At 38.6% G+C, this 18,937-nt stretch carries 19 protein-coding genes; 16 read left to right on the top strand and 3 right to left on the bottom strand.

What is annotated here, in order from left to right; translation table 11 throughout:
* Window positions 1-115 precede the first annotated feature (115 nt).
* The 8 genes from pheS (at window position 116) to efp (ending at window position 9,937) form a co-directional block, all read left to right on the top strand.
* A complete protein-coding gene (pheS, locus tag ATCC51562_RS03315) occupies window positions 116-1,111 on the top strand; it encodes a phenylalanine--tRNA ligase subunit alpha (protein ID WP_021090995.1) in 996 nt (331 codons plus the stop codon).
* Window positions 1,108-3,444 carry a phenylalanine--tRNA ligase subunit beta gene (gene pheT / locus ATCC51562_RS03310; protein WP_021090822.1) on the top strand — a complete coding sequence of 779 codons (2,337 nt, stop codon included), beginning with the start codon at window positions 1,108-1,110 and terminating at the stop codon, window positions 3,442-3,444. The genes pheS and pheT overlap by 4 nt, the downstream gene beginning before the upstream one ends.
* Entirely contained in the window at window positions 3,441-4,718 is a 1,278-nt protein-coding gene (gene aroA, locus ATCC51562_RS03305; protein ID WP_021090831.1) for a 3-phosphoshikimate 1-carboxyvinyltransferase, read from the top strand. The genes pheT and aroA overlap by 4 nt, the downstream gene beginning before the upstream one ends.
* Entirely contained in the window at window positions 4,708-5,532 is an 825-nt protein-coding gene (locus tag ATCC51562_RS03300) for a 4-hydroxy-3-methylbut-2-enyl diphosphate reductase (RefSeq protein WP_021090890.1), read from the top strand. The genes aroA and ATCC51562_RS03300 overlap by 11 nt, the downstream gene beginning before the upstream one ends.
* Window positions 5,533-5,612: 80 nt before the next feature.
* Complete coding sequence (locus ATCC51562_RS03295; protein WP_021090731.1) at window positions 5,613-7,289, top strand: 30S ribosomal protein S1; 1,677 nt, start codon at window positions 5,613-5,615, stop codon at window positions 7,287-7,289.
* 5 nt (window positions 7,290-7,294) lie between these two features.
* Window positions 7,295-7,777, top strand: a complete 483-nt coding sequence (locus tag ATCC51562_RS03290; protein WP_035167241.1) for a hypothetical protein — start codon at window positions 7,295-7,297, stop codon at window positions 7,775-7,777.
* Window positions 7,771-9,351 (top strand): phosphoglycerate dehydrogenase, encoded by a 1,581-nt coding sequence (gene serA, locus ATCC51562_RS03285; RefSeq protein ID WP_223154202.1) that lies wholly within the window; start codon window positions 7,771-7,773, stop codon window positions 9,349-9,351. The genes ATCC51562_RS03290 and serA overlap by 7 nt, the downstream gene beginning before the upstream one ends.
* A gap of 19 nt (window positions 9,352-9,370) precedes the next feature.
* Window positions 9,371-9,937: an elongation factor P gene (gene efp, locus ATCC51562_RS03280; protein WP_021090997.1), complete on the top strand. Its 567-nt coding sequence runs from the start codon at window positions 9,371-9,373 to the stop codon at window positions 9,935-9,937.
* Window positions 9,938-10,280: 343 nt separating this feature from the next.
* Here the strand turns inward: efp and ATCC51562_RS09895 are convergent, their stop codons facing one another.
* Window positions 10,281-10,538: a SelT/SelW/SelH family (seleno)protein gene (locus ATCC51562_RS09895; RefSeq protein WP_257640185.1), complete on the bottom strand. Its 258-nt coding sequence runs from the start codon at window positions 10,536-10,538 to the stop codon at window positions 10,281-10,283.
* Between the two features lie 84 nt (window positions 10,539-10,622).
* Between ATCC51562_RS09895 and ATCC51562_RS03275 the strand changes: the two genes are divergently transcribed.
* The 3 genes from ATCC51562_RS03275 (at window position 10,623) to ATCC51562_RS03265 (ending at window position 12,517) form a co-directional block, all read left to right on the top strand.
* Window positions 10,623-11,174: a DJ-1 family glyoxalase III gene (locus ATCC51562_RS03275; RefSeq protein WP_021090891.1), complete on the top strand. Its 552-nt coding sequence runs from the start codon at window positions 10,623-10,625 to the stop codon at window positions 11,172-11,174.
* Between the two features lie 223 nt (window positions 11,175-11,397).
* Entirely contained in the window at window positions 11,398-11,643 is a 246-nt protein-coding gene (locus ATCC51562_RS03270) for an RNA recognition motif domain-containing protein (protein WP_021090713.1), read from the top strand.
* A complete protein-coding gene (locus tag ATCC51562_RS03265; protein ID WP_035167239.1) occupies window positions 11,621-12,517 on the top strand; it encodes a glutamate--tRNA ligase family protein in 897 nt (298 codons plus the stop codon). The genes ATCC51562_RS03270 and ATCC51562_RS03265 overlap by 23 nt, the downstream gene beginning before the upstream one ends.
* A 48-nt stretch (window positions 12,518-12,565) precedes the next feature.
* On the opposite strand, the gene sppA is transcribed toward ATCC51562_RS03265, so the two are convergent.
* Both sppA and ATCC51562_RS03255 read right to left on the bottom strand, forming a co-directional pair.
* Window positions 12,566-13,429 carry a signal peptide peptidase SppA gene (sppA, locus tag ATCC51562_RS03260; protein ID WP_035167236.1) on the bottom strand — a complete coding sequence of 288 codons (864 nt, stop codon included), beginning with the start codon at window positions 13,427-13,429 and terminating at the stop codon, window positions 12,566-12,568.
* On the bottom strand, window positions 13,417-14,634 hold the full coding sequence (locus ATCC51562_RS03255) for a metal-dependent hydrolase (protein WP_021090902.1): 1,218 nt from the start codon (window positions 14,632-14,634) through the stop codon (window positions 13,417-13,419). Before ATCC51562_RS03255 ends, sppA begins: the two co-directional genes overlap by 13 nt.
* A gap of 85 nt (window positions 14,635-14,719) precedes the next feature.
* Here ATCC51562_RS03255 and aroQ point away from each other — a divergent pair, with 85 nt between their 5' ends.
* The 5 genes from aroQ to ATCC51562_RS03230 are packed head-to-tail and all read left to right on the top strand — an operon-like array spanning window position 14,720 to window position 18,931.
* Window positions 14,720-15,199, top strand: coding sequence for a type II 3-dehydroquinate dehydratase (aroQ, locus tag ATCC51562_RS03250; RefSeq protein WP_009294223.1), 480 nt, complete (start codon window positions 14,720-14,722; stop codon window positions 15,197-15,199).
* The gene (locus tag ATCC51562_RS03245; RefSeq protein ID WP_021090709.1) at window positions 15,196-16,221 is read left to right on the top strand and encodes a M24 family metallopeptidase; all 1,026 of its coding nucleotides are present in this window, start codon (window positions 15,196-15,198) and stop codon (window positions 16,219-16,221) included. The genes aroQ and ATCC51562_RS03245 overlap by 4 nt, the downstream gene beginning before the upstream one ends.
* Window positions 16,218-16,694 (top strand): 2-amino-4-hydroxy-6-hydroxymethyldihydropteridine diphosphokinase, encoded by a 477-nt coding sequence (gene folK / locus ATCC51562_RS03240; protein WP_021090539.1) that lies wholly within the window; start codon window positions 16,218-16,220, stop codon window positions 16,692-16,694. The genes ATCC51562_RS03245 and folK overlap by 4 nt, the downstream gene beginning before the upstream one ends.
* A 10-nt stretch (window positions 16,695-16,704) precedes the next feature.
* On the top strand, window positions 16,705-18,072 hold the full coding sequence (flhF, locus tag ATCC51562_RS03235) for a flagellar biosynthesis protein FlhF (RefSeq protein ID WP_021090526.1): 1,368 nt from the start codon (window positions 16,705-16,707) through the stop codon (window positions 18,070-18,072).
* A complete protein-coding gene (locus ATCC51562_RS03230; protein WP_021090665.1) occupies window positions 18,065-18,931 on the top strand; it encodes a P-loop NTPase in 867 nt (288 codons plus the stop codon). The genes flhF and ATCC51562_RS03230 overlap by 8 nt, the downstream gene beginning before the upstream one ends.
* The last annotated feature ends 6 nt before the right edge of the window (window positions 18,932-18,937 follow it).

The following is an 18,937-nucleotide window of genomic DNA, read 5'->3' as shown; positions in this document are numbered from 1 at the left end:
AGCTCCTTTGAAATTTTGCAAAATTATATCAAAGTGTGCTTAAATTTCGTGCTCTTTATCTTGATTTTAACTCTTTTTCTATAAAATCGACTCAAAAATTTATAAAGGCAAAAAATTGCAAGATTTCGTTAATAAAATCAAAAATGAAATTTCAACGCTTGATGATTTGGAAAAAGTCAGGGTAGAAATTTTTGGCAAAAAGGGCATCTTGGCGCAAGGTTTTGCAAAGCTAAAAGAGCTTGGCGAAGATGAGAAAAAGGAATTTGCAGCAAATTTAAACAAGCAAAGAGACGAGCTTGGCGTGCTAATAGAAGCTAAAAAGGCTGAGCTTAGCGAGCAAGAGATAGATAACAAGATGAAAAAAGAAGCCGCTGATATCACGCTATTTAATGAGCCTGTTGCTAGCGGGGCACTTCATCCTGTGATGGCCACGATGGATAAGATAATTGAGTATTTTTTAGCTCTAAATTTCTCACTTGAAACTGGACCACTAATAGAAGATGATTTTCACAACTTTGAAGCGCTAAATTTACCAAAATACCACCCAGCACGGGATATGCAAGATACATTTTATCTAGATGATTTTAGACTTTTAAGGACGCATACGAGCCCAGTTCAGGTGCGAACTATGCTAAATCAAAAGCCACCTATTCGCATGATAGCGCCAGGCACCGTCTTTAGACGTGATATGGATTTAACGCATACACCGATGTTTCACCAGGTCGAGGGCCTTGTGGTGGAAGATGCTGAGAAAGTTAGCTTTGCAAATTTAAAATCAATGCTAGAGGGCTTTTTAAAGCACATGTTTGGCGATGTTGAAGTACGCTTTCGCCCTAGCTTCTTTCCATTTACGGAGCCTAGCGCAGAGGTTGATATTAGTTGTATATTCTGCCACGGCAAGGGCTGCAGAGTGTGCAAGCAGACTACTTGGCTTGAGGTACTTGGATGTGGTGTCGTTGATCCAAATGTATTTAAGGCAGTTGGTTATAAAAATGTAAGTGGATACGCCTTTGGCCTTGGCGTTGAGAGATTTGCGATGTTGCTTCATAGAGTGCCTGATCTAAGGTCGCTTTTTGAGGGAGATTTAAGATTGTTGGAGCAGTTTAAATGATAATTTCAAAGCATTGGTTAAACGAGTGGATCGACCTTAGCGACGTTAGCGGCGAGACACTTTCAAAGACATTGAATTCTATCGGGCTAGAGGTTGATAGCTATAAAGAGATAAATTTACCAAAGAGTATTGTGGTTGGCTACATAAAAAGTAGAGAGAAACACCCAGATGCCGATAAACTAAGCATTTGTCAAGTGGATGTTGGTGGAGAGACGCTTCAGATCGTATGTGGGGCTAAAAATGTTGAAGCTGGCCAGTTTGTGCCAGTTGCACTTATTGGCACGACTATGCCAAATGGTCTTGAGATAAAAAAAGCAAAGCTAAGAGGTATCGAGTCAAGTGGTATGATCTGCTCTTCAAGTGAGCTGGGGCTTCCAAAGGTAAATGATGGAATTTTACCGCTTGATGAGAGCATCGGCAAGCTAAAACTTGGTACAAGCCTTAGTGAATTTGAGATATTTAAAGATACGATAATCGAAGTTGATGTCACAGCAAACAGAGGCGATTGCCAAAATTTACATGGCATCGCAAGAGAAATTTGTGCAGCGCTTGATCTAAATATGAAAGATAGCCACGAAGACGATGAAAGCGAAAATTTACTAGGTATTGGCAGAATAGCTTCTGTGCGAGCAGAGGATAAAGTAAATGGATCATTTTTATATAAGGCTTTTGAGCTAAAAGAAGGACTATATGAAAATCTAATAACTCGCATGCGTCTAGCATTAATAGAGTGCCAAAAGATAAATTTAGTTGAGAGACTGCTTGAATACGCGACATTTTGCACAGGTGTTTTATTTAGAGCTTATGATCACGCTAAACTAGTAAGTGAAGGCGAAAAAGCTGTTTTTGATATAAAAAATGGCGAAAATGGTGAATGTGTCGTTTATTGCGGGGATAAAAATTTAGGCATTGCTGGAATTTACCAAAGTGACGTAGCAAGAGTAGATGAGAAGTCAAAAGTGATCCTAGTAGAAGCTAGCTACGTAAAGCCAGATGTTGTTTCAAAAGCTATTTTTGAAAATAAAAATTTACCAAAGGGTGATCAAATTTATCGCTCAAGTCGTGGTAGCGAGCCAAATTTAGCTTATGGTGCGGATTATTTATTTAAAAGGCTTGCTAATTTTAAAGATACACTAAATCTCTTTGCTGGCTCACAGCAGTCGCTTTTAAACACCGAGCCTATAACACTAAGTATCTCTCTTTTTGAGCTTAAAAATATGATCGGTCAAGATATTGCTAGAAATGATGTCGTTAAAATTTTAAAGAAACTTGGCTTTGAGATCGCAGTAAATGTTGAGCAAGAAAGCTTTAACGTAAAAGTGCCGTTATTTCGCCATGATATAGTAAATTCTCACGATGTTTGTGAGGAGATCGTAAGGATAGTAGGCATAGACAATATCGCCTCAAAACCACTAAATTTCTCTGAGAAAAATAGGCTAAATAAGACATATTTTGACTATAAAAATGCTTTAAATTTAAGGCACCGTGCAGCTGACAATGGCTTTTTTGAAAGTGTGCACTATGTTTTTGACAGCCTTGATGAGCTAAGTGAGCTAAATTTCAAACCTTGCAAGATAAAGATACTAAATCCTATAAACAACGAGCTAAACACGCTTAGACCAGCACTTGTTAATCACCTTCTAAGCTCAAGCGAGAAAAACATCAAAAACTCAAAACGCTCAGTTAGACTTTTTGAGCTTGGCGAAGTTTTTGATGAAAATGCAAACCAGGGCTTAAATTTAGGCTTTGTCGTATCTGGGCTTTTAAAAGAGCCAACACTTATAAACGGTGCAAAGGGCGAGGAGGCAAATTTCTATGCATTCGCATCAATGGTGCAAAATGTCATAGGCAAATTTGAACTAAAACCTTGTCAGGGCATCTCATACCTTAGCCCATACGAACAAGCACACATCTATCAAAATGGCGAAAATATCGGTTATATCGGTAGAGTCGATGCAAGAGTTGAGGCAAAGAGAGATTTGCCAAAAACTTATGTTTGTGAGATTGATTTTGCAAAGCTTAAATTTGAACCGGTCTTAGCAGTGCCTTACTCTAAATTTCAAAGCACAACAAGGGATCTTAGCCTTATCGTGCCTGAAAATTTCGAGGCTGGACGAATTTATGAATGCATAAGAGGGCTAAATTTAAAAGAGCTAAAAGAGTTTTTGCCGGTTGATATCTATAAAGATGCGAAACTAAATGGCGCAATCAGCCTTAGCCTCAAATTTATATTCCAAGATATGGAAAAAACGCTTGAAGATGACGATATAAACGCACTTATGGATAAAATTTTAGGTGAGCTAAAAGAGAAACTAAATATCGGAATAAGATGAGAATTTATCCATTAGAAAAAAGTCTAAATTTAACTATTGACGACATCGCAGCGGATAAGTCCATCTCGCATAGATGCGCGATCTTTTCGCTTTTAAGCGACAAACCATCTCGCGTTAGAAACTATCTAAGAGCAGGCGATACGCTAAATACCTTAAAGATAGTCGAGCTTTTAGGCGCAAAAGTTGAGGACAATGGCTCTGAAATAATGATCACACCGCCGCAAAAGATAAAAGAGCCAAATGAAATTTTAGAGTGTGGCAACTCAGGTACGGCGATGAGGCTTTTTATGGGATTACTAGCCGCACAGGATGGCTTTTTCGTGCTAAGTGGCGATAGATATTTAAACTCACGTCCAATGGCTAGAATAGCAAAACCTCTAAACGATATGGGTGCAAAGATAGATGGCACAAACAACGCAAACAACGCTCCACTTTGCATAAGAGGGACAAAATTTGAAAGATTTAGTTTTGAAAGCAAGATCGCCTCGGCTCAGGTAAAGAGTGCGCTTTTACTAGCGGCTCTTTACTCAAATGGCTGCAAATTTAGCGAGCCAGAGCTAAGCAGAGATCATACTGAGCGAATGCTTGCTGGCATGGGAGCTGATATAAGGCGTGATGACCTAGAGATCACACTGGAGCCGATGAAAGCCCCACTTGCGCCACTTGATATAGACGTGCCAAATGATCCGAGCTCTGCATTTTTCTTTGCAGTCGCAGCACTTATCATTCCGGGCTCACACATTATTTTAAAAAATATCTTGCTAAATAAAACTCGCATCGAAGCTTATAAAATTCTAGAAAAAATGGGAGCTGAGATAAAATTTCACAAAACTTCAAGCAAATATGAAGATATCGGCGATATCGAGGTTAAATACTCACCAAACTTAAAAGGCGTGGAAGTTGGTGAAAATATCTCGTGGCTTATCGATGAAGCCCCAGCTTTAGCCATCGCATTTACCTGCGCTAAGGGGCAAAGTAAGCTAATAAATGCCAAAGAGCTTCGTGTAAAAGAGAGCGATAGGATAGCCGTCACGATAAATGCGTTAAAGCAGTGCGGCGTTGATGCTAGCGAGCTTGAAGATGGCTTTATCATAAATGGCTCTGAGGCCAAATTTGCCACGATCGATAGTCACGGAGATCATAGGATTGCGATGAGCTTTGCCGTGCTTGGACTAAAGTGCGGCATACAGATAGAAAAGAGCGAATTTATCGCCACTTCATTTCCAAATTTTGCTGAAATTTTAAAGAAAATGGGAGCTAGAGTTGAAGATTGAGCTTGCTAGTAGTTATGGATTTTGCTTTGGTGTAAAAAGGGCGATAAAGATTGCTGAAAATGCAGGAGATGCTGCGACCATTGGGCCACTCATCCATAATAATGAAGAGATAAACAGGCTTGAGAAAAACTACAATGTAAAAACACTTGAGGGTATAGACGAGCTAAAAGATGAGAAAAAGGCGATCATTCGCACTCATGGCATCACTAAAAACGACCTTGCAGAGCTAAAAAAGACAGATATAAAAGTGATCGACGCAACTTGTCCGTTTGTGACAAAGCCACAGCAAATTTGTGAAAAAATGAGCGAAGAGGGCTATGATGTGGTAATTTATGGCGACATGCATCACCCTGAAGTAAAGGGCGTGAAGTCATACGCAAAGGGTAATGTCTATGTCGTGCTTGAGGAGAGCGAGCTGGAGGGCATTAAATTTAAACAAAAGGTCGCACTTGTTAGCCAAACAACTAGAAAAGTCGAGAAATTTATGCAAATTGCAAACTACCTTATGCTTCACGTAAAAGAGGTGCGTGTTTTTAACACCATCTGCAACGCGACATTTGAAAACCAAGAGGCTGCTAAAAATTTGGCAAAAAGGGCTGACGTGATGATAATAATCGGTGGAAAAAATAGCTCAAATACAAAACAACTCTATCTAATATCTAAAAATTTCTGCGAAGATAGCTACCTCATTGAAAGCGAAGAAGAGCTTGAAAAGTCATGGTTTGATGGCAAAAATTTGTGTGGTATAAGTGCGGGTGCAAGTACGCCTGACTGGATCATACAAAAAGTCGTTGACAGAATCAAAAAAGTATAAAATTTATCCTAGCTAAAGCCACAATTAACTATAATAAGCCAATTTGCCTCTACTGGCATAATAAAATTTAAAGGATCAAGATGGCTGTGAACAAAAGTGTTCAATTAGGAAAAGCAAAAGACGAAGATATCGAAGATATCGATTTTGCTGCGATGTTAGAGGAGTCTTTTAAAAAGACTGAAGAAGATAGTGACGCAAAAATCGTCAGTATCAATGGTGATGAGGTTTTAATTGATGTTGGCAAGAAGTCAGAAGGCATTTTAAATGTTTCTGAAATCACTGATACAAATGGCAACCTTACGCATAAAGTTGGCGATACGATCAAGGTTGTAATAACTGGATCAAGAAATGGAAGACCTATAGTGTCGCACAAAAAAGCACTTAGAAAAGAGAAAGTTAAAGCTTTCATCGAAGCTTACGATCCTGAAAATTCTGGCGAAATAGATGTAAAAGTAGTTGGAAAAAATAAAGGTGGCTTTATAACTCAAGATGTAAATGGGGTGGAATTTTTCTTGCCAAAAACTCACAGCGGCTTTAAAAACGCTGAAGGTGTAATTGGTAAAACATATAAAGTAAGAGTTATAAAAATTGATAAAGAAGAAAATAGCATAGTTGTCTCTAGAAAAAAAATTTTAGATGACGACCGCAAAAAGCGTAAAGAAGCTCTATCGAGCATAGTAGAAAATGATAGCGTTATAGAGGGTACAGTTAAAAAAATCACAACTTATGGTATGTTTGTTGATGTTGGCGGCGTGGACGGACTTGTTCACTACAGCGAGATAAGCTATAAAGGCCCAGTAAACCCTAGCTCACTATATAAAGAAGGCGATAAAGTTTTAGTTAGAGTTATCAGCTATGACAACGAAAAACGCCACTTGTCTTTATCTATCAAGGCAGCTACTCCAGATCCTTGGGAAGAGATCATAAATGATGGGCTAGAAGTTGGTGACACTATCAAAGTTACAGTTAGCAATATCGAGCCTTATGGTGCATTTGTTGATCTTGGAAATGATATTGAAGGATTTTTACATATATCTGAAATTTCATGGGACAAAAATATAAAAAATCCAAAAGACCACATCAATGAAGGTCAAGAGATCGATGTTGAGGTTATTGAGATAGATGCAAAAGGACACCGCCTAAGAGTAAGCCTTAAAAATTTACTTCCAAAGCCATTTGATGAGTTTAAGGCAAAACACAAAGAAGGTGACGTAGTAAAAGGCGTTGTGACAACTATCACAAATTTTGGTGCATTTGTTAGAGTAGGCTGCGTTGAAGGTTTGTTGCATAACGAAGACGCATCTTGGGATAGAAACGATAAATGCAAAGACATGTTTAAAGCTGGTGACGAGCTTGAAGTAAAAATCATCAAAATCGATAGCGCTGAACAAAAAGTTTCACTTAGTCTAAAAGATCTAAAACAAAGTCCAGTTCAAGCATTTGCTGATAAATTTAATGTAGGTGATATCGTAAAAGGAACAATTCGCGACATTAAAGACTTTGGCGTATTTGTAGAGCTTGGTGATAACGTTGATGCGCTGATCCGCAAAGAAGATCTAGGCAGTGTAGATGTTAGCACACTTAAGATCGGCGATGAGATCGAAGCAGCTATCGCATTTATCGATGAGAAGAAAAATAGAATACGCCTAAGTATACGCCGTTTAGCAAAACAAAAAGAGCGTGAAGTGTTAAATGAGATCAATGATAACGATGATAAAGTAACACTTGGCGATATTATAAAAGAACAATTACTTTAGTTTAAATGGGCAGACGCGTACTTTTATTAGTAGTTGTCCTGCTATTTGTAATATTGGGTTTGGTTGGAATTTCTCTTGTTAAATTTGCAAGTGTAAATTTCAGTCAAATACCTGAAGAAAATATCACAAATGAGCAAAATTTAACCAAAAATACAACCAGCAATATTAACTGGATGAGTGAGCTAGCAACTATTAGAAAAAGAGATTATGTGCTGCCTGTAAATGAAATTTTTATAGAATACAACCGACCCAAAATAGAAAAACCAAAGATTACTGCATATGAGCTTTTGATAGATAAAAATGATATCTATTCAATGTTTTGTTTGATGCAGACTTTAAGAAAAAGCGAGGTCGATTTTACTGTTGTAAAAGATGGTGCAAAAAGCCAGATATTTTTAAATACTCAAGACTCTAAGCTTCTACAAAATATCATTTTAGAACTAAGAGTTTATGATATCCACTCAAGTGTGAGAGAGGTAAAATTATGAAAACTATCATTGTTTGCGATGCAATACATCCAGTAGGTTTTGAACTTTTAAAAAAAGAGCAAGATATAAACGTAATAGACGCAGTTAATACTCCCAAAGATGAACTTTTAAAAATTTTAGGCGAGGCTGATGTTGCTATAACAAGAAGCTCAACTGAAGTAAACGAGGCCTTTTTAAACGCTGGTAAAAAACTAAAAGCTATTGTTAGAGCTGGTGTTGGTGTAGATAATGTCGATATAGAAGGATGCTCAAGGCGTGGCATAATAGCTATGAACGTTCCAACTGCAAACACTATTGCTGCAGTTGAGCTAACAATGGCGCATATGCTAGCTTCAGCTAGATCTCTTGAATACGCTCATAATGATCTAAAGCTAGATAGAATTTGGAAGCGTGAGAAATGGTATGGGGTTGAGCTTTTTAAGAAAAAGCTTGGCGTGATCGGCTTTGGAAATATTGGCTCGAGAGTAGCTGTTCGTGCAAAAGCTTTTGGTATGGAGATCATCGCTTATGATCCATATATTGACCCATCTAAAGTTATCGATATGGGCGGTACTTACACTAAAAATTTTGATGATATTTTAGCATGTGATTTTATCACGATCCATACGCCAAAGACTAAAGAGACGACCAATATGATAGGCGCTAAAGAGATCGCAAAAATGAAAGATGGCGTAAGACTTATAAACTGCGCTAGAGGTGGTCTTTATAATGAAGAAGCGCTTTATGAAGGACTAAAAAGTGGCAAGATAGCATTTGCCGGTATTGATGTTTTCACAAGAGAGCCAGCAACTGATCATCCACTTCTTGATCTAAACAATGTAAGCGTCACCCCACACCTTGGAGCAAATACGCTTGAATCACAGCGAAATATCGCAGTAGAGGCAGTCGAACAAGCTATTTTAGCAGCTCGCGGTATAAGCTATCCAAATGCGTTAAATTTACCTATAAAAACAGAAGATCTACCGCCATTTGTTGAGCCTTATATCGATCTTACAAGCAAGATGGCATTTCTTGCTGCACAGATAAATAAAAGCGTTATCAAGGCCATTCGTATCGAGACTCACGGTCAGATTAGCGAATATGCAAATTCAATGCTAACTTTTGCAATCGTAGGTGCTTTAAAAGAGAGTCTTGGTGATGCGATAAATTACGTAAATGCTAAATTTTTATGCGATGAAAAAGGAATAGTGACTGAAACTAGCCTTGGCGGAGATAGCATTTTTAAAAATAAAATCACAGTTCGCTTAACTACTGAAAATGGCATTGTAACCGTTGGTGGAACGGTATTTGGTGAAAATCAGCAACGCATCGTAACGATAAATGGTTTTAAGACCGACTTTAAACCAAAAGGTAAGATGATCATCTTTAAAAATCATGACGTGCCAGGCGTTATCGCTCAGATCAGTAAAATTTTGGCTGATGAAAAGATCAATATCGCAGACTTCCGCCTTGGTAGAGATGATCACAATATGGCACTTGCTGTCATTTTGGTTGATGAACATATAAAAGCAGAAACGTTAGAGAGACTAAACGCACTTGAAGCTTGCGTTTGGGCTCAATACGCAGTTATATAAAATTTTGAAAGGATAAAAAATGGCTTCATATTCAATGGGCGATCTAAAAAAGGGATTAAAGATAGAAATCGACGGTGTTCCTTATAAAATCGTAGAATATCAACACGTTAAACCGGGCAAAGGTGCAGCTTTTGTTCGTGCAAAAATCAAATCTTTTATCGACGGAAAAGTTCTTGAAAAGACTTTTCATGCAGGCGATAAATGCGAGCAACCACATCTTGAAGAAAAAGAGATGCAGTATCTTTATGATGATGGTGAATATTGTCAATTTATGGATACGGTTACTTATGAACAAGTTGCTATCAGCGACGAGGATGTGGGTGATGTTAAAAAATGGATGATCGATGGCATGATGGTTGAAATTTTATTTCACAATGGCAATGCGATCGGCGTTGAAGTGCCACAAGTAGTTGAGCTAAAGATAGTTGAGACTCCACCAAATTTCAAGGGCGATACGCAAGGCGGTAAAAAGCCAGCTACTCTTGAGAGTGGTGCGGTAGTTCAGATACCATTTCACGTACTTGAGGGCGAGGTTATCCGTGTGGATACTGTTCGCGGCGAGTATATCGAGCGTGCGAATAAATAAAGCAGCTTAATCTTTCTTACTAAATTTACGTTTAGTAAGCCTAATGCTTAGCTAAAGTCACTATTTAAAAAGTATTGGCTTTAGCAAAAACTTCATTTCATACATTGTAAAATTTCAAGTAGCACTAGCATAAAATACACAAAATTTTTATATTTTATAAAAATCCAAATATAGCCAAATATCAGCTCATAAAATCTTCAAAAATCAAAAAAATATATAAAATAATGAAAATTCTTAGCGAGATAAGTAAATGTTTTAACTATAAAATTTTTATATTAGGATAGTAGAACTATAAGTCAAAAATAGGGAAAAACGAGACGGTTTCCCGTCTCGGTAGCTAGCATTAAGCCGACTTTTCTTTGAGATATTTGTTTATAAGAGTTGTGATCTCTTCACCGTGAGGAAATCTCGCTTCATCATTTCCGATGCGATCTTTCTTAGAAAATATAACATCTCCATCAACCTCGACGATGAAATTTCCACCATCACCTACAACCTTTTCGACTCTTGCATCACTAAAGTTCGCTTTTATTTCATCTTCTACACGAGAAGCTACCGGACGATAGTTTCAAGAGTTGCAGTAAATAATTTTTACTTGCATGCTCTGTCCTTTCTTGTGAAATAAGCCAACATTATATAAAATTTTACTTAACAAATAAAACATATTATTGTAAAGGATAAATTTATGAAAAAAGTTGCTGTGATTTTAGCTGATGGATTTGAGGAGATAGAAGCACTAACTTCTGTTGATGTTTTACGTAGAGCTGGAGCGATAGCTTCTATTGTTGGGTTAAATGACGTAAATATCAAAGGGTGCCACAATATATGCGTAAAAGCTGATGTGACACTTCGCGAGATGAAAGAGCTAGACTACGATGCGATCGTCCTTCCTGGCGGACTTCCAGGAGCTAGCAATCTAGCAAACGATACAAGGCTCAAAGCAATTTTGCAAAATTTTGATAAAAGCAATAAGCTTATTTGTGCCATTTGTGCTGCTCCTATGGTGCTCGAGAGTGCTGGTGTGCTAAAAGATCATTTTGTTTGTTATCCAGGATTTGAAGAAAATGTAAGAAGTAATAAAAGGGGCTATGATAACGACAAGAGTGTATTGAGGGATCAAAATATTATTACAGCAAAAGGTCCTGCTTTTTCAATGGAATTTGCACTTTTTATAGTTAAAAATTTACTTGGCGATGAAGCGTATCTTAAAGTAAAGAATGATTTACTTTATAAATAGCTTATAAAGATAAAATAGTTTTTTATTTAATTATTCTTTTTAAACTTAAGATTAGATTTTGTTTAGTGATAGTTATAAAAGTTCTATATATACGAGCTTGTACCTTTTAAGAATATTTTTCAAAAAAATATAATAAATTTTTGATTTTTTACATCTTTTTGACGAAAATTAGCTATTATCACACTAACCGAATAAATCGGTAATTTTTTTAAGGAACACTCCTGTGAATATTTATGTAGGAAATTTGTCGTATAGAACGACAGAGGCAGAATTAAAGGAAGCCTTTGCACAATTTGGTGAAGTAAGGCGAGCAAAAATAGTAAAAGATAGAGAAACTGAGCGTTCAAAGGGCTTTGGCTTTGTTGAAATGGACGATGCAAATGAGGGACAAAAAGCTATAGACGCGCTAAATGAAAAGGAACTAGGCGGACGTACTTTAAGGGTAAATGAGGCTAGACCAAGGGATTAATGACTATTTGCCACCAAATGGTGGCATAGCATCCCGTATAGCTCCTACTCCTAGTGGTTTTTTGCATGCTGGCAATGCTTATAACTTCATCCTAACTTATCTTTTGACACGTTCGGTAAATGGTATTTTGCACTTACGTATCGATGATTATGATCTTAGTAGATACCGGCAAGAATTTGTTCAAAATATCTTTGATGTTTTGGAATTTTTAGGGCTTGAATACGATAAAGGTCCAATTAGCGTAAGTGACTTTGAGTGTAATTTTAGCTTCAAAATAAGAGCTAAAAGATACGAAGATGTACTTGAAAAACTAGATGAAATTTATATCTGCGAGTGTTCAAGAACCACAAAGAATGCCTATAAAAACGGCATTTACACTAAAATTTGTAAAAATAAAAATCTAAAATTTATAAAAGACAAGACTACCATTAGACTAAGCGTAGATGAGGGCGACCCTCTTGGTAAGCTTGTGGCAGAGCAAATGGGCGATTTTGTGATTTACAAAAAAGATTTTACTCCGGCTTATAACTTTGCAAGCGTGATAGATGATGAAGACATGGGCGTAAATTTGGTTGTTAGAGGGGAAGATCTGCTACCTTGCACACTAGCTCAAAGATACCTTGCAAAAAGGCTAAATTTTAGCTTTTATAATGCTAATTTTATTCATCATAAGCTACTTTTAAAAGATGGCAAAAAGCTCTCAAAAAGCTCGAAATCACCGCCAATTAATCTAAAAGATAGCCCACAAATTTATTACAAAATTTTAGCAAATGATCTTGGGCTGGACATCAAATCAACAGATAAAATTTCAAATCTACTTTACGAGTTTAAGCTAAAAAATATAGCCAAAAATTTTTTGCAAAGTATGAGCTAAATTTATACTATATATACAGTTTGTCCCCGCCTTAATATTTTGCTTTGATTATTTGAGCCTTGTCTCAAAAAATGCATTAAAAAGCGAGTTTATGCCTTGCTTTGTAAATTTCTCAATTATCTTTTCGATCTGCGGTTTTTCTTGCCAAACTGACTCATCTACGAGGCTCATTTTAGCTAGCTCGTTTTGAGCGTCTATGTAGCTACCAAGGCTGTCAATTAGCCCCATCTTTAGGGCGTTGTGTGCCAAAAAGACTCTCGCATTTGCCCACTCATCTTTTTTCTTGATATCTAAATTTCTAGCCTCTGCCACGTCGCTTACAAATAGCATGTAAGCATCATTTACGAGCCCTTGCAAGCTCTCACGCTCCTGCTTGCTCCAGCTCCTCATAAAGGTGCCAGCCTCTTTAAACTCGCCAGCCTTCACCACCTGCTCGCTCACGCCTAAATTTTTGGCTAAATTTTCGATGTTTGCCCCTTGCATGATGACGCCGATCGAGCCTATGAAAGCGCCCGGGTTTGCTACGATAGTGTCGGCATTTACGCCAGCGTAGTAGCTGCCACTTGCCATGTTGCCAGCTGCGTATGCGAGCACTTTTTTGCTCTCTTTTAGCCGCTTGACCGCCATGGCTAGCTCCACGCTAGGACTTAGCGCGCCGCCTGGGCTGTCGATGTAGAGCAGCACGCCTTTGATGTTGCTATCAAACCTTGCTTTTTCGAGCGCATCTAAAATTTCGCTTGTGTCCATTATCGTGCCTGTGATGTCTATGCGGGCCAAATTTGGCTCTTTTATCTTGCCATTTGGCGCAAATATGAAAAATAGTATCAGTAAAAATATGAGCGCCTTAAAGTAGTTATTTATAAATTTAAAAATTCCCAAAATTCCTCTAAAAATAAGCCTTAAAATTTGCAAATTTTGCCTCCGATATATAGTTTTTTGGCTTCATTTGTGTGAAGTATGAGTTGCAGTATTAGCTCGTTATCATCGCACTCTAGGTCGTTATAGACTGCAAGATCGGCCGCGCGTCCTGCCTTTATCTCGCCGTTATTTGTCCTAAGCGCCTTTGCGCCACCATGCGTTGCAGCTACAAAAAGCCTATTGGCAAGCTCATTTAGATCAAGGCTAGCGTGGGTAAAAAGGGCGGCTCTTAGTTCATGCCAAAAATTTAGGCTGATATTTGAGCTAAGGCCGTCTGTGCCGATGTTTAGACTGACGTTATTTTTGAAAATTTCTTTTAAATTTAGCGCCTTTTTGCCAAGTAGCCTATTTGAAACGGCGCAGTGCGTCACGCTGTGATGAGGCTTAAATTTAGCAAAATCGCTCACATAAATGCAGTGCGTAAAGAGAGTATTTATCTCACGAAACATCGCAAAGTAGCCCTGTGCGTCATACATCGGCTTTGGATCTTGGCTAAATCTTAAAAGATGCTTTTTAAAGCCACCGCTGCCGTGCTCTAGCCACTGCTTTTCAGCCTTGCTCTCTAAAAAGTGCGTGCTAACAAGAAGATCATCTTTTTTAGCCATTTCAAGGGCGGCTTTGGCGAGCTTGGGGTGCACAGAGTAGGGCGAGTGCAGCGAGATAGCTGGGGTAAAATTTTTACTTTTATAGCTCTTTATTTTTTCAAATTTAGCTAAGAAATTTTGCAAATTTTGGTGAGTCATCTGCTCACTTGAGCCCAAAATTTCACTGAAAAGTACGACTTTTAGCGGGCTAGCGGCTAAAATTTCAAGCTCCGAGCCAAAGCTAGAGATCTCGCCAATGGTACAAACTCCGCTTCTTAGCAGCGAATTTATGGCCCCACTCATCGCTTTTTTGGCGTCCATTTTGGCTAGCTCGCCGCCTTTGTCGACGATAGAGCCAAGCCATTTTATGAAGTCGCCGTATTTTAGGGTGCTGATGTTTGAGCTAAATTCTAAATGAACGTGGGTATTTACAAAGGCTGGGGTGATCACACTGTCACCAAAGTCGCAAATTTTCGCCCCTTTAAATTTCTCAATCGCTGTTTTTTCGCTTAAAATTTCTAAAATTTTATCATCATCAATAACGACACAAGAATTTCTTAAAATTTTTGGATTTTCTCCGCCAGCGATGATCTTTTTTGCTTTTAAAATTTCCACATTTGAGCCTTAAATTTTTGTTATTGTAGCGAAAATTTAGGAACGAAAATGTATAATTTGGGCTATTTAATCAAAAAGGAGTGACATGGATAAAAAGCTAAAAATAATGGTTATCCAAGGCCCAAATATCAATATGCTTGGCGCTAGAGAGCCAGGAATTTACGGCGTTATGAAGATGGAGGATATCCACTCTCAAATGAAGATCGTTGCCGATCAGAATGACGTTGAGATCGAGTTTTTTCAAAGCAACCTTGAGGGCGAGCTAGTCGATAAGATCCAAGAGTGCTTGGGCGATGCTGATGGCATCATCATAAACCCAGCTGCTTACACTCACACATCTATCGCTATCCGTGATGCGCTAAGTGCGGTTGCACTGCCAGTTATCGAGGTGCATATCAGCAACGTTTATAGAAGAGAAGAGTTCCGCCACAAAAGCCTCATCGCACCAGTTGCAGCAGGCCAGATCGTGGGCTTTGGGCCAGTTGGCTATCATTTGGCGATGATAGGCATGCTTCAAATTTTTGAGCAAATCAAAGCAGTAAGAGCAAATCAAAACGCACAATGAATTTCATCTTAAAGGACGAAAACGCCGTATTTTACGAGTGCGGCTACAGCTGCGACAATGAGTTTTTACTATGCGTTGATGGCGTGAAATACTTTTTCACGGATGCGAGGTATTATTTCGAGGCAAAAAGTTGCGTAAATGCAGGCGTGATCGTTCTTTTAGCTCAGAGAAATTTAATAAACGAGGTTAGGGCATTTTTAAGAAAGATGAAGCCAAATAGCCTCGTTTTTAACCCTGATGAGCTAAGCTTAAGCGAGTATAACGAGCTTAGCAAGGGCTTTAAGATAAATTTCAAGCCAAAGGCAAATTTCTCTAGGCTAAAGAGAATTTGCAAGAGCGAAGATGAGATAAAAATTTTAAAAAAGGCTAGCGAATTTGGGGCAAAATGCTTTGATGAATTTGCTAAATTTGTGCGTGAAAATGGCGAAGGGATGAGCGAAAAAGAGCTTCATTTTAACGCCTCGCTCATCTTTAGGCAAAAAAACGAGCTAGGTCTTAGCTTTGATCCTATCGTGGCGATAAACGAAAATGCCGCAAAGGCGCATGCGCTGCCTGGGGATAAAATTTTAAAAAAGGGCGACTTGCTGCTACTTGATGCTGGGGTTAAATTTAAGCGTTACTGCTCTGATCGCACCAGAACTGCTTGCTTTGATGAAAATTTTAACTTCTCAAAGGAGCAAAAATTTAAAAACGCCAAGATGCAAGAAATTTACGAGATCGTAAAAGAGGCTCAGGCTGCTGCGATAAAGATCACTAGAGCTGGCGTTAGGGCGTGCGAGATAGACCTTGCAGCAAGAAGCGTGATAGCAAAGGCTGGATATGAAAAGGTCTTTTTTCACTCGACAGGACACGGCGTGGGCGTCGATATACACGAGCTTCCAGTCATCTCAGCAAGGAGCGAAACGCTCATAAAAAAGGGTATGGTCTTTAGCGTGGAGCCTGGAATTTATCTAGAAAATGAATTTGGTGTGCGTATCGAGGACGTGGTGGTCGCAAGAGAAGGTGGGTGCGAGATTTTATGAGGCTAGCTGGAGCAAGAAAGATCGTTAAAAGCCGTTTTTGCCCTAGTTTTTTTCATAAAAGAGATGAGTTTAAGTATGAGGCGCTAGTTGGTATGGGTGGAAACATCGGCGATAGCGCAAAGAGGTTTGATAAATTTATAAGAGCGATTAGTGAAGATAGACGTTTTCACGTAGTTGAAGTCTCGCCGATCCTTATAAATGCGGCGTTTGGCTATGAAGCGCAGGATGATTTTAGTAACGCTGTTATAAATTTACAAACCTCTATGAGCCCTAGAGAAACTCTAAAAATTTTGGGGCACTATGAGAGTAAATTTAAGCGCGTGAGGACATTTAAAAATGCGCCACGCACGCTTGATCTGGATATTTTATATTTTAGTAAAAAAGTCTATAAGACGCCGCGCCTTATCGTCCCGCACCCAGGAGCCGATAAGAGGCTTAGCGTGATCGTGCCACTAGGGCTTATGAGAGGTTAAAAGGATATAAATGGCTACAAAATTTCATACTTTTACAGGCGAGAGCACCATCGAGGCTTTGAAAAAGGCTCAAGAAACGTGCGGTGAGAAGGCCATACTAGTTACTACAAAACAAATTCAAGCCAAAACGATAAATAAAAAACCGCTTTATGAAATTTTAGTAAGCGTCGAAGAGGACGACGTAAAGCAACCCACAAAACCAAATACAAAAGCCATAAACTACGAAAATGCCTATTCTAAATTTAATAAAAACTATGAACCTGCTAAGCCAAAATTTGAGATAAAAGAAGAGCCGGCTAAATTTGAGGCAAAGACAGCATCGCCAGAGCCTTACGATCCAAACGAGAGCGTGCTTTTAAATATCTCAGCTGCTGCAAAAGAGATAAGCACGATCGCAAATGTAAATATCGATGATGTCAAAGATAAAGAGTCAAGCATACCAAACGGCATGAATAAAAAAATAGACGATGTGGCAAAGCAAGTAAGCGCGCTAAGCGAGAAAATAGGGCTCATAACTGACATGATCTGGGACGAGAAAGCCCCAAATCGCAACAATCTTTCGATCCCGCCCGAGTTTGCTAGCATCTATAAGCTCGCAAAACAAAGCGGCATGAAAGAGGAGCATTTAGAGGCTATCATGCAAACTACGCTTGAAAATTTGCCAGTTTCGATGAAGAGTAATCCAACCGCGGTAAAAAGATATTTCTACTCGCTTTTGCGAAATATGCTACCTTGTAGAAAAGAGCCAAGCGATAAAAAACAACGTATCATGATGCTAGTTGGTCCAACTGGGGTTGGTAAGACTACGACTCTTGCAAAGCTAGCTGCTCGTTTTGCTTACGGCAATGAAAAGCGCTATAAAACAGGTATCATCACGCTTGATACGTACCGTATCGGAGCGGTTGAGCAGTTATTTCAGTATGCAAAGATGATGAAGCTACCTATACTCGATGTTATCGAGATAGATGACTTTCAAAATGCTATAAAGCAGCTTAATTATTGTGATGTGATACTTATTGATACGACTGGAAATTCTCAGTATGACAAAGAAAAGCTTGAAAGGCTTGATAAATTTTTAAAGCATAGCGGCGCAAAGATCGATGTAAATTTGGTCCTTTCGGCTGGCTCAAAGGTTGAAGATCTGATAGAAATTTATAATGGGTTTTCATTTTTGGATATTGACACGCTGATAATCACCAAATTTGATGAGACAAAAATTTTTGGCAACGTCTTTTCGCTGATATATGAGACAAATACGCCGGTTAGCTACTTTAGCGTGGGCCAAGAGGTGCCTGATGATCTTGTGGAGGCAAAGAGCGAATTTTTAGTAGAGTGTGTGTTTGACGGCTTTACAAAGCAAAAGGCTAGCGATGAATAATCAAGCGCAAAAATTACAAAATTTAGTCCAGTCTCAAAGTAAGAGCAAAAATACGCATTTTATTGCGATAACTAGCGGCAAAGGTGGTGTTGGTAAGAGCACGATAAGTGCAAATTTGGCAAATGTTTTATCAAAAAATGGCTATAAAGTAGGACTATTTGACGCTGATATCGGCCTTGCAAACCTTGATGTCATCCTAAATGTAAAAATGGGCAAAAATTTACTTCACGTGCTAAAAGGCGAGTGCAGCCTAAAAGATATCTTGATACCTATAAATAAAAATTTGATCCTCATTCCTGGTGAAAGCGGTGATGAAATTTTAAAATTTAACAATCAATTTTTATTTGAGAGGTTTTTAGACGAGGCGAGCGAGCTTGATGAGCTTGATTTTTTGATCATTGACACCGGAGCTGGCATAGGCGGCAGCACGCAGCTATTTTTAGAAGCGGCTGATGAGGTCGTGGTGGTAACTGTGCCTGATCCTGCAGCGATAACCGATGCATACGCTGTCATAAAGATCGTCTCAAGGTTTAAAAATAGTGAGCTTTTGCTTTTAAATATGGTGAAAAATGAAGCAGAAGCGACTAGAATTTATGAAAATATCAAACGCGTTGCTAATGCAAATATCGGGCCTAGCTTAAATTTAGAGCTTATAGGATTTGTGGCTTCTGATAAGAATGTTTCAAGAAGTATAAAACAACGAACGCTTTTTACAGACGACGCTGCTTATGCTGAGCCTAGTGCCCAGATAAAACAGATAGCTTCGAATTTACTTTATAGGTTGGAACGAAAAGTGCTTAACGATGAGCAAAGCAGGAGCTTTGGGGGCTTCTTTAAGCGTTTGATAGAACAATTTTGATGGAGA

It is taken from the genome of Campylobacter concisus ATCC 51562 (assembly GCF_000466745.1).
Lineage (GTDB): Bacteria > Campylobacterota > Campylobacteria > Campylobacterales > Campylobacteraceae > Campylobacter_A > Campylobacter_A concisus_B.
The sequence above is the reverse complement of the archived record's forward strand: the minus strand, read 5'-3'. Positions and strand labels throughout refer to the sequence as shown.

Bases quoted from the DNA above. Each gene is read 5' to 3' on its own strand.
- folK (WP_021090539.1), top strand. From the start codon at position 16,218: ATGAGGCTAGCTGGAGCAAGAAAGATCGTTAAAAGCCGTTTTTGCCCT.
- ATCC51562_RS03290 (WP_035167241.1), top strand. From the start codon at position 7,295: ATGGGCAGACGCGTACTTTTATTAGTAGTTGTCCTGCTATTTGTAATA.
- aroQ (WP_009294223.1), top strand. From the start codon at position 14,720: ATGGATAAAAAGCTAAAAATAATGGTTATCCAAGGCCCAAATATCAAT.
- flhF (WP_021090526.1), top strand. From the start codon at position 16,705: ATGGCTACAAAATTTCATACTTTTACAGGCGAGAGCACCATCGAGGCT.
- efp (WP_021090997.1), top strand. From the start codon at position 9,371: ATGGCTTCATATTCAATGGGCGATCTAAAAAAGGGATTAAAGATAGAA.
- ATCC51562_RS03265 (WP_035167239.1), top strand. From the start codon at position 11,621: ATGAGGCTAGACCAAGGGATTAATGACTATTTGCCACCAAATGGTGGC.
- ATCC51562_RS03230 (WP_021090665.1), top strand. From the start codon at position 18,065: ATGAATAATCAAGCGCAAAAATTACAAAATTTAGTCCAGTCTCAAAGT.
- aroA (WP_021090831.1), top strand. From the start codon at position 3,441: ATGAGAATTTATCCATTAGAAAAAAGTCTAAATTTAACTATTGACGAC.
- pheT (WP_021090822.1), top strand. From the start codon at position 1,108: ATGATAATTTCAAAGCATTGGTTAAACGAGTGGATCGACCTTAGCGAC.
- ATCC51562_RS03245 (WP_021090709.1), top strand. From the start codon at position 15,196: ATGAATTTCATCTTAAAGGACGAAAACGCCGTATTTTACGAGTGCGGC.
- ATCC51562_RS03295 (WP_021090731.1), top strand. From the start codon at position 5,613: ATGGCTGTGAACAAAAGTGTTCAATTAGGAAAAGCAAAAGACGAAGAT.
- ATCC51562_RS03275 (WP_021090891.1), top strand. From the start codon at position 10,623: ATGAAAAAAGTTGCTGTGATTTTAGCTGATGGATTTGAGGAGATAGAA.